The organism is Rhizobium sullae, from assembly GCF_900169785.1.
Taxonomy (GTDB): domain Bacteria; phylum Pseudomonadota; class Alphaproteobacteria; order Rhizobiales; family Rhizobiaceae; genus Rhizobium; species Rhizobium sullae.
Window position 1 is genome coordinate 19,681 of the sequence record NZ_FWER01000064.1, and the last position, 10,939, is coordinate 30,619.

General features: G+C 60.8%; 5 protein-coding genes and 2 pseudogenes. All 7 read right to left on the bottom strand.

The window, feature by feature from the left end; genetic code table 11:
- Positions 1-130: 130 nt before the first annotated feature.
- The gene (locus BN1800_RS34170; protein ID WP_087004479.1) at positions 131-1,558 is read right to left on the bottom strand and encodes an ISNCY family transposase; all 1,428 of its coding nucleotides are present in this window, start codon (positions 1,556-1,558) and stop codon (positions 131-133) included.
- Between the two features lie 467 nt (positions 1,559-2,025).
- Positions 2,026-2,649: a hypothetical protein gene (locus BN1800_RS34180; RefSeq protein ID WP_179213969.1), complete on the bottom strand. Its 624-nt coding sequence runs from the start codon at positions 2,647-2,649 to the stop codon at positions 2,026-2,028.
- A gap of 701 nt (positions 2,650-3,350) precedes the next feature.
- Positions 3,351-3,965: an adenylate kinase gene (locus BN1800_RS34185; RefSeq protein WP_087004491.1), complete on the bottom strand. Its 615-nt coding sequence runs from the start codon at positions 3,963-3,965 to the stop codon at positions 3,351-3,353.
- 103 nt (positions 3,966-4,068) lie between these two features.
- Complete coding sequence (acs, locus tag BN1800_RS34190; protein ID WP_087004482.1) at positions 4,069-6,036, bottom strand: acetate--CoA ligase; 1,968 nt, start codon at positions 6,034-6,036, stop codon at positions 4,069-4,071.
- 101 nt (positions 6,037-6,137) lie between these two features.
- Positions 6,138-8,279, bottom strand: coding sequence for a CoA-transferase (locus BN1800_RS34195; RefSeq protein ID WP_244564757.1), 2,142 nt, complete (start codon positions 8,277-8,279; stop codon positions 6,138-6,140).
- Between the two features lie 263 nt (positions 8,280-8,542).
- Positions 8,543-9,872: pseudogene (locus BN1800_RS34200) on the bottom strand (iron-containing alcohol dehydrogenase).
- 122 nt (positions 9,873-9,994) lie between these two features.
- Positions 9,995-10,939 (bottom strand): annotated as a pseudogene (locus tag BN1800_RS44190) (thiamine pyrophosphate-dependent enzyme); the annotation flags it as partial.

Sequence of the window (10,939 nt, forward strand, 5' to 3'; positions counted from 1 at the left end):
AGTTAGAAACGCGACACTTGCGCTTCGGATTAGCCGCCGATCCGACCGGCTGGGCCGGGTTGCAAGGGAAGGGAGGGGGCGGGTGAGGAGCAGCACTTCGGCTTTAGCTTTGAGATTATGAGTGCCCCATTTATTCTGCTGCCTCCATTCGTGCCAGCGCCTTCTGCCTTTTTGCGATGACCTCCGGATCATTCATGAAGTCCGTCCGCCGTCCGGGCTTGCGGCCACGCTTCTGATAACCATTGCCCTGGCTGCCATCGGGAATACCGAACATATGATCCGTCTGGCCAGTGCGGCGAGGGCCGCTCTTGCTACGCTGCTGTTCCCGCCCGGCCTGCAGCTCGGCGACGACGGAAAGCATGTCGTCCAAACGCTTGTTCTCAACGACTTCGGCTCGATGCACCGATCGCAACTTGTCGAAGGTTCTGTAGGGGAGGGTGAAGCTCTCGTGCATGATCTCGAGGCGGCCGTCCGGGTAGTCGCAGACAACGACCTTCCTTCCCGCCAGCCCCTTGGCCCGCTCCGTCGGATCGAGAATGAACAAGACCTTGTCGTAACGCAGCGTCAGGGACTGCGACAGTGTGCGGACTTCCTTCCGGCACATGGCGCCATCGAGGTTCTCATGGTCGGCAAGCGGCCGGTGCATGTCCTTCGGATTGCGTGGCGGTTTGCCAAAACGGTAATTGAAATCCGCAATGAATTCTGATGCATAAGCATTGGCAGCTTCGATCGTATCGATGCCACGAAGCCGCATCTCCTTCACCAACCGATCCTGCAATGTCTGATTGGCACGTTCCACACGGCCCTTGGCCTGCGGAGTGTTGGCGCAGATGATGTCGATGTTCAACTCATAAAGCGCCCGGCCGAACTGCGTCAGGCCGCTCGTCCGGTCCTTCTCGGACGCATGGGTCGAACGAAAAACACCATGCTTGTCGCTATAGAAAGCCAGGGGCTTGCCCCATTGCTGCAGATAGGCTTTCGTCGCATGCAGATAGTCGAACGTGTTCTCCGATCCGGCAAAGCGAAGATGTAACAGCTTGCCGGTGGCGTCATCGATATAGACGAGCAGGGCGCATTTGGGGCCGCGGTTCTCGAACCACCAGTGATGCGAACCATCGATCTGCACCAGTTCGACAAAGCAGTCGCGCCGGCCGCGTGGCTGGAAAACCCGCTTCTTGCGCTCGCGACGCGAGATCCAGATGCCGGCCTCGGTCATCCATTGCCGCAGCGTCTCCTTGGCGACCGAAATATGATGCAGTTCGATCAGCTTCTCGCGCGCCAGCGTCGGACCGAAATCCAGATAGCGCTCCCGGATCAGATCCAGCGCCGCATTGCGAAGCTCCTCGCTGTGGCGCCGGTTGCTCGGTTGTGATCGCTTCTTGGAAACAAGGCCGGCTGGACCATTCCGGTCATAAGCCTGCAGCAGCCGATGGACCTGACTTCGACTGAGGTCGAGCAGTTCGGCAGCCTGGACAACGCTCAGGCGCTCGTCACGAATCTTCTGGATAACTTCGAGGCGATGCAATTCTTTCTGCGACATGGTGATCATAAAGGACATGACGACTCCGACCGCTCATGGTCTCGACCAGGCTGAAGATCGTCATCCTTGCTCCCAACATTGGCTTTGACCAGCGCGTCGAGAGGCGAGACTGTCGCATCTCCAACTGGCCCAACTGTCGCATTACTAAATAGCCCTTACACACATTTGCGGCATAAGGGTACTTATGGAACACCTGAGCGGTTTTGGTCCTGTCGATTAATGCTCCCAACCGCCGCATACGAAATTGTGAACCACTTCGGTAAGCCGCGGTTTCGACGGTTGCTCTATCAAGGCTGCGTTGAGACATTCGCGCGGGCTTGGGAGCACGGGTCTAAATACTGGTCATTCTTTGTTCTTCATCATTGCCGCCTGAAGCTGATCATATCAACGAGGTCATTGCCCTGGCCCCGACTACGCTGGATTGGGACCAGCGATTTCCTTTCCGTAGTTAGTTCCTGCTATGGAGCGGCGACCTTTGCTGTAGTTTACATCACACTATAGCCGCCTTGCTCAAGTGTCGCGTCGTACGCGACGGCATATTTCGCGATCTTACCCGCATGATCCGTTCCATTGATAACATGGCGAGCGCCGATGAAGTTGGTTGTGCCAAGGTTAATGTAATCAGAGAGTTTCTTGCCGGTAAACCAACCTTCCTTCAAGCCCATGACAAGCACCTTCGCCGCAATTTCTGGTATCAGTGCTTTTGCTGGAAAGGACACGAGATCGATGCCGAGCTTGATGCTGACCGTGCGATAGTTGTTCTCGTGCGTGAGTTGGGAGTATCCTCTTCCAAACCAGCCTTGACGCCAATATGGGGAGGTGACCCAAGGCAGTTTGCCCTTTGCCCATGCACTGTCAAGACAGGCAATCGCCTGATTGTCAGATGTCGCGAAAGTCTCTCGCACCGGCATCATAAGGCCTCCAGTCTCATGAAATGCTGTAGCCAAGACGTAGGCGCATTGGGAGCGTAGTAATGCGTGCAACTTGCATTCCGAAATGAGAAGTCTGGTGTCCCCGCGATCGAGGTTGCCGACGCCGCTTTTGGCGGCAAACGCCACGGCGACGCAAAGAGAAACAATCCGGCATGCTGCAACGAGTCTTCTGAGCATCGGCTCCGCTTCCCGTTCAGGTGTCGCATGAGTGCGCCCACCGATGCAGTCGGAGGCGTCTCGTCCGTGTTCTACGTCTGATGAGGGGCGGTACTCGCCATGGTAGTTAGGCTATCTGCATCGCTTACTCCCTCCATTGCTAAGGATGAAATCGAAGACGCCCGCATCGGTGCACACCTCGAATTTAGTTTACTAGCTGTACATTGCGGACTGAGGAAAGCTGGCGGCTCTTGACGGGTCCCGCTCTGTCAATCTTACTACTGAGGCGTTGTGGCCACAGGGAAAGAGAAACCAATTCGACACTCCCCGTGGAGAAAGAGAACGTTGGGAGCTATGAGCGCGCAGATCATCTCCCGGCCGGATCGCCTCATCCTGGCCCATCCAAGCAACTTCTTGCTGGTTCGGCGTGCGGTTAGATGGCGCCGCGGGCGCGACAACGCCTCTCATGCCGTCGGCCGGGCATCCCGGGTGGGCCAGAGCCCTGGCCCGGCGCTACGCTGTCCGTCGTGCCGCCCCGGTGCATTTCAGTTTCCGGGTATCGGACAGATAACCCAGTTACCAGTTCAATGTCGCCTGCTGGGTTTCCTGGTGGGTGTTATTAATGACAGACAACTTTACTTGGCTCGGGCTTCTGACAAGAAATGCAGGGAGGCTAAACCGCCAGCCGTAGGTTAAAGACGATTTGCGTCGCTCATCGAAAGTCACCCAAGAGAGCCCGGGTCGGCCGTTCTCGGTTGGAGCCGCAATTCCGCAAAAAGGCTGGACGTAACCTCATCGACGGGCCTCAGCCCATTAACGGTGCGTAGGAGCCCGGCGGTGCAGTAGTGATCCGCGAGCGGCTGCGTCTGCGTCCGGTAGGACTCGAGCCTGACTTTCAGCGCTTCCGGATTGTCGTCAGCGCGCACCGGCAGGCCTGCGGCCTTGGCCTCGCGCGCCCGATAGATAATGCGGTCGAGCAGCACGGATTCCACGACCTTCAGTTCGAGCACCGCATCCAGACCGAGGTGTGCCTTTTCGAGCGCTTCGTCAAAGGCCCGCGCCTGTCGCAGTGTGCGGGGAAAGCCGTCGAGGATGAAGCCTGACGCAGCGCCCGGCTCGGCGATGCGTTCCAGGACGCAATTGACGACGATGTCGTCGCCAACCAATTCGCCCCGCGCTATGAGGTCGCGCGCAGCAAGGCCGGCCGGCGAGCCCTTAGTGACGACGGCGCGCAGCATATCTCCCGTGGACAGTTGTGGCACGCCCAGCCGCTCGGCGAGGCGCGCTGCCTGCGTTCCCTTGCCCGCCCCCGGCGGTCCAAGCATGACCAATCTCATCGTTCCCTCCTTCGTCCGTCTGGCTGCGGATTGTCTTCCCCTGATCGTCTCGTCGGCGCCGATGCGGCGACGCGCTGGATCCCACGTCTTCATCTTGTGCCCATCAGCCATCCTTCCGGTTCTGCCGGTTTTCGATCAGGTCATCGACGACCGCGGGGTTGACGAGCGTCGAGGTGTCACCGAGGTCGGCAAAATCGTCCTGAGCGATCTTGCGCAAGATGCGGCGCAGGATTTTTCCGGAGTGGGTTTTCGGCAGGACGGGGGCAAATTGGATCTTGTCGAGCGAAACGATGGGGCCGATCTTCCCGCGCACCCAGGAAACGAGTTCCTTGCGCAGGTCGTCGTCATCGCTTTCGCCATCCATGAGGGTGACGTAGGCGTAGATGCCCTGACCCTTAATCTCGTGAGGATAGCCGACGACCGCGGCTTCCGATACCTTGGCGTGAGCGACAAGGGCGGATTCGATCTCCGCCGTTCCCATGCGGTGGCCGGAGACGTTGATGACGTCGTCGACGCGGCCGTTGATCCAATAATACCCGTCTGCATCGCGCCGGGCGCCGTCGCCGGTAAAATATTTGCCAGGATAGAGGGAGAAATATTCCTGCTCGAAGCGCTCGTGGTCGCGGTAAAGCGTGCGCATCTGGCCCGGCCAGCTGTCGGCGATCACCAAGTTTCCGTCTGCGGCGCCGTCGAGCACGTTGCCCGCCTCATCGACCAGCTCAGGCCTGGCGCCGAAGAAGGGGGTGCCGGCGGAGCCTGGCTTCAGATCGGTGGCGCCGGGAAGCGGCGTGATCACTATGCCGCCGGTCTCGGTCTGAAACCAGGTGTCGACGATCGGGCAGCGACCGCCGCCGACGACACGGTGATACCATTCCCAGGTTTTCGGGTCGATCGGCTCACCGACTGAACCGAGGAGGCGGAGCGAGGCGAGCGAATTCGATTTCACCGCGTCCTCGCCCGATGCCATCAATGAGCGGATCGCCGTGGGGGCGGTATAGAACAGGCTGACCTTGTGCTTGTCGATGACGTCCCAGTAGCGCGACATGCTCGGATAGGTTGGGGTGCCCTCGAAGAGGAGGGTCGTCGCACCGTTGGCGAGCGGCCCGTAGACAATGTAGCTGTGGCCGGTGATCCAGCCGAGTTCGGCAGTGCACCAGTGGATGTCGCCGACGTGATGGTCGAAGACATATTGATGCGTCATGGCGGCATAGACGAGATAGCCGCCGGTGGTGTGCACCACGCCCTTGGGCTTGCCGGTGGAACCCGACGTGTAGAGGAGGAACAATGGGTCCTCAGCGTTCATTTCCACGGGTGGGCATTCGTCGGGAACGGTCATGGCCAGCTCGTCGTAATAGTGGTCGCGGCCTTGCAGCATCTCGACCGGTGCGCCGGTCCGCTTGACAACGATGACGCTCGTCACCACCCCGGGAAGCTTATCCAGCGCCGCGTCGACATTGGCCTTCATCGGCTTATTGCGCCCGCCGCGTGGGCCTTGGTCTGCGGTCACCACGACGGTGCTCGCGGCGTCGGCGATGCGGCTTCCCAGTTGGTCCGGCCAGAGGCCGGTGGAGACCGCCGAATGGACGGCCCCGATGCGCGCGCAGGCGAGCATGGCATAGGCCGCCTCAGGGATCGTCGGCAGGTAGAGGGTGACGTTGTCGCCCTTGCGGACGCCTTGCGACTGCAGGACGTTCGCCCATTTCCTAACATGGGCGTGTAGTTCGCGATAGGTGATCCAGACGGCGTCATCTTTCGGGTCGTCCCGCACCCCGATGATGGCGATCTGATCGCCCCGCTCGGGCAGATGCCGGTCGACGCAATTATAGGAGACATTGGTGGTGCCGTCTTCGAACCATTTAATCGAAACCTTGCCCGGCTCGAACGAGGTGTTCTTGACGGTGCCGTAAGGCTTGAACCAGTGGATGCGCTTGCCGTGCTCGCCCCAGAACCCCTCGGGGTCGGCGATCGAAGCCGCATACATCGCCGCGTAGCGCTCCGAGTCGATGAAAGCGCGCTCGGCCCATTCCTTCGGAACTGAATAGACGCCCGCCGCCTGCTTTTTTCCGTTCATTGTCGTTGTCCCTCTTAAGACGCTCTTCGCAGCTCCCCATCACCTCGACGGGTGGAGGATTGTCATGCACGAATTATGCTTTCCGTTCGGCAGGTCCGGCCTCACGTATCCTTTCCGATTGTCGCGGCCTTGCGGAACTGCTCGAAAATCTCGGTCATCCGCTTGCGGGTGATGGCGAAAGCGTTCTCGCTGGCCTTGACCGCCATGCTGGTGATCTCGCGCGAGCCGTTCAGCGCCACCTCGTAAGCCTGTTTCGCCAGTTCGCTGCGCTCCTTGGGGGCAAGGGCCGCATCCTCAAACATCATCAGGAGCTGTGAGGAAGCCGCGCGGAACAATTCCAGCTGCTTTTCGGCGACGCCGTAGGCGCCTTTGTTGGCAAGCTGCGTGGCCTGCGCGACGGCCTCGATATTCCTGGCCTGTTCCCTAACAAGTGCTGCCGGATCGACGCCCGGCATGTTGAACTTGGTGAGCATCTCGTTGATCTGGTTGGTCAACGTTTGGATATCCGAGGTCTGCGATGTAGGCATGGTGGGCTTCTCCTCAAACGATGGGGTTACAAGGCGTGGGATGGAACTTGCGGGCGTCCAGCCGATAGCCGGCGGCCTCGTGCTGCGCTCTGCGTCGAACTCTATGCGCTCTGAAAGCATGCGTTCGAGCAGCAGCTGGTCGAGATTCATCGGACCGTCGGCGAAGATCACAGCCGCCATTTCGCGCGGCTGGCGGATGATCGGCCGGAACTCCATATGGGCGAGGATGTCGCGCTCGATATCGATCCCCGGCGCGACTTCGATTAGTTCCAGCCCCTCGGGGATTAGCGAGAAGACGCAGCGCTCGGTTACGTAGAGCACAGACTGGTGCGTCTCGCGGGCAATTTCACCCGAGAAAGTGATCTGCTCGACCTCTTTGATGAATTTCGCCTGCCGGCCTTCCTGCAGGATGGCAAGCTTGCCGTCCCGGATCTCGATGCGCAGGCCCCCGTCCGTGAACTTGCCGCAGAAGGCGACGTGGCGGGTGTTTTGCGAGATGTTGATGAAGCCGCCGGCGCCGGCGAGGATGCCACCGAACCGGCTGGCATTGACATTGCATTGAGCATCGACCTGCGCGAAGCTGAGACAGGCGAAGCTCAGCCCGCCGCCGTCGATGAGATCGAACATCTGGTTCTGGTCGATGATCGACTCGAGGTTTTTGGCCGCGCCGAAATCCATCCCGGTCTGTGGGGTGCCGCCGATGGTACCGGATTCGGTAGTGAGCGTGATCTTGTCGATAATCCCCTCTTCCGCCGCTACCGCAGCAATCCCTTCCGGCATCCCGATGCCGAGATTGACGACACCGCCCATCCGCAGTTCGAAAGCGCAGCGCCGCGCGATGATCTTGCGTTCGTCCAGTTTCATGGAGGCGGCGCTGTCCGGCGGCGCACGGAATTCGCCGGAGAAGGCACCGCTGTAATGGGTCGCATAGGTCTGCATGTGATCTTCCGGCTGGGCCACAACGACGCGGTCGACTAGGTGGCCGGGGATTGCGATGTCACGCGAGTGCAGCGAGCCGGCGGGGGCGATGCCCTCGACCTGCACGATGACGATACCCCCACCCGCCTTGGCGGCCATGGCGAGCGACAGGTTGTCGAGCGTCGCGGCCTCCTTCTCCATCGTGACGTTGCCGGATGGATCGGCCGTCGTGCCGCGCAAGATGACGACATCGATGGGGAACGCATTGTAAAGGAGCCGCTCCTCGCCGTGGGTTTCCACCATCTCCACGAGGTCTTCCGTCGTGTTGGAATTCATCTTGCCACCGCTGTTGCGCGGGTCCACGAAGGTTCCAAGCCCGACTTTCGAGATCAGCCAGGGCTTGCGCCCAGCGATCTCGCGGTAGAGATGGGAAATGACCCCGAGCGGCAGATTGTAGATCTCGCACTTGCCGCTGGCTGCCAGTTTCGCCAGCTTTGGCACCGGCTTGAAATGCCCGCCGATGAGGCGTTTCACCAGCCCGTCATGCGCCAGTCGGTTGAGGCCCTTGTCTTTGCCGTCGCCCGGGGCGGCGGCAAAGACGAGGGTGAGATTGCTCGGCTCGCCCGTTTCGAGGAAACGCTTCTCAAGGGCGCAGATCACCGCCTCCGGCGTACCGATTCCGACGAAGCCGGAAAAGGCGACTGTATCGCCCGAGCGGATCATCGCGACGGCTTCGGCGCCGGAGACAATCTTGGTTCCGCCCTTTCCATAGAATGCAATCTGATGCCGTTCTGGCATATTTTGTTTCCTTCACGTGTTCGAACCAATGCGGTTAAACCGCAATGTGGATGGCGCCGGTCCCTCCCGCCGCCTCTCAATAGATTTCAAGATTCGTGCCAATCCGGCCGATTGAGCTGACGAACAATTATTCGCTGCTGTTTCAGCTACGTGGGCGGAAAATACGGGATCGGGCGAAGTGGAATGGGTGTTGCGAAGCCGACAAAGGTCACGACGATGTCGTAAGTTGAATGTGGAGATTCCGGTTGGTCGTCCGAGCTCGGTCATGGCCTGCTCGCTCCCGCAAGTGCTTTGGCATAGATCGCCCGGGCCTGATCGTAGTCGAGCTCGCGCGGATTGTTGACCAGTAGGCGCTCCTCGTGCTTCATCGCATCTTTCGCCAGCTTGGAAAGATCGCCTTCGCCGATTCCAACCGCCGAAAGCGAGCCGGGCACCCCGCAGTCTCGGCAGATCGCCTCGATCTCGGCGATGAAGGCCGCCGCGTCCGCCGCATCGGACTGGCGGCGATAGCCGGGCTGGATAACGTCGGAGAGCTCGGCATAGAGCGCTTCGGCCGCCGGCCGGTTGAATTCCAACACGTAAGGCAGGACCAGCGCAATGGAGAGGCCGTGCCCCACATCGAAGACCTCGCCGATCGGATAGGCGAGCGCGTGCACCGCGGCAACCGGCGAGTTGGCAAACGCCATGCCGGCCAGCATGGAGCCGAGCAGCATTTCCGAGCGCGCTTCGAGGTTAGAGCCGTCCGTGTAGACTTTCCTCAGATTGGCCGACAGCAGCGCCAGCGCCTTCAGCGCGTGCTGGTCGGAGATCGGGTTCTTCTTGATCTTGCCGGTATAGGCCTCGATTGCGTGCGCCATGGCGTCGATGCCCGTCTGGGCGGTGAGGTGCGGCGGCAGGCCGAGCGTCAGTACGGGATCGAGGATCGCCCAGTCCGGGAGGAGGCGCGGCGAGATCACCGCCTTCTTCTCGTTGGTCGGCGTCTTAACGATGGAGGTCAACGTCACTTCCGATCCGGTGCCCGCCGTGGTCNACCGCCTTCTTCTCGTTGGTCGGCGTCTTAACGATGGAGGTCAACGTCACTTCCGATCCGGTGCCCGCCGTGGTCGGCACCAGCAGCAGCGGCAGCCGATCGCCGGTGGCACGGCCGACACCATAGATATCATCAAGCTTGTCTGGGGTTTTGGCGAGATAGGCGACGAGCTTTGCCNCGCCGGTGGCACGGCCGACACCATAGATATCATCAAGCTTGTCTGGGGTTTTGGCGAGATAGGCGACGAGCTTTGCCGTATCCAGTACGCTGCCGCCGCCGATCGCCACGACAGCGTCGACGCCGCACTCGCGGCAGATTTCTGCCGCCGCTTCGATGACATGCGACGGCGCGTCGACGACCACGCCGTCGAACACGGTGATCGCGATATTGGCGTCGACAATCGCCGCTTCCGCATTGCGCGTCAGCCCGGCCGCCCGTACGCCCTCGTCGGTGACGAGCAGCACATGGGCGGCCTTGTAGCCCTTGAGGAGCTCGCCGATCTTGCTGGACGCGCCTGCCCCGAAATGGATGTTGGACGGGGTTTGGAAAGTAAAGGCTTTCATGTGTTTGGTCCCTTTGTTTGGCTCTCTCGGGAGGCAGGGCCTGCCCGCCCGCCCCCTCTGAAAAGCCGATCCTTGCTGTGGACCGCCCCGGCACTCCCCGAGGGCGGTTATCCCGGGCCTGCTCAGGCGCTCGGCGGTTTCGCCTTGGGCGAGCGAAGTCCGCCGAGCAGTCGCTTGTACTTTGAATCATCGACCGGCACTTCGACCACATGCACCCCGCCGCCTTTGAGAGCGGCTTCCAGCGCCGGCATCAGATCGTCAAGCGTTTCGACCCGCGTGCCCTTGGCGCCACAGGCTTCGGCCCATTTCACGAAATCCGGATTGTGGAAGTTGACGCCAAATTTCGAGAAGCCTTTGGCGGTTTGCTTCGCTTCGATCATGCCCCAGCCGCCGTTGTCCAAGATGAGGACGACGAGGTTGAGCTTTTGTTCGACGGCCGTCATCAGTTCCTGGCCGGTCATCTGAAAGCCGCCGTCGCCGCAGACCGCCATGGCGCAGCGCTCGGGATAGAGCATCGCCGCCACGATCGCTGAGGGCACGCCGGCGCCCATGGTCGCGAGCGTGTTGTCGAGCAGCAGCGTATTGGGGTGATTGGTCCGATACTNCTGAGGGCACGCCGGCGCCCATGGTCGCGAGCGTGTTGTCGAGCAGCAGCGTATTGGGGTGATTGGTCCGATACTTCCGGGCGAACGGGATCTTGTAAAGGCCATTGTCGAGCGTAACAATGCTGCCTTCCGGCATGACCTTGCGAACAACGTGCACTATGCGATCCAGCGTGACCGGCCAACTTTTATCATCGGCACCCTCGCCAATCAGGGCGAGGATCCCCTCGCGCAGCGGCAGTAGCGCGCCGGCATTTAGCAGCTTGCCCTCGAGGCGATCCGCCAGCGCCGCGACTGAAGCGCCGATGTCGCCGATGACCTCGAGCTGCGGCCAATAGGCCTGCGTGAAGGTCGCAGGCTGATGTGCGATGTGAATGACCTTCGGGCCGCCCTCAGACATGATGAACGGAGGCTTTTCGCACGTGTCGTGGCCGACCGCGATGATCACGTCGGACTTGTCGACGG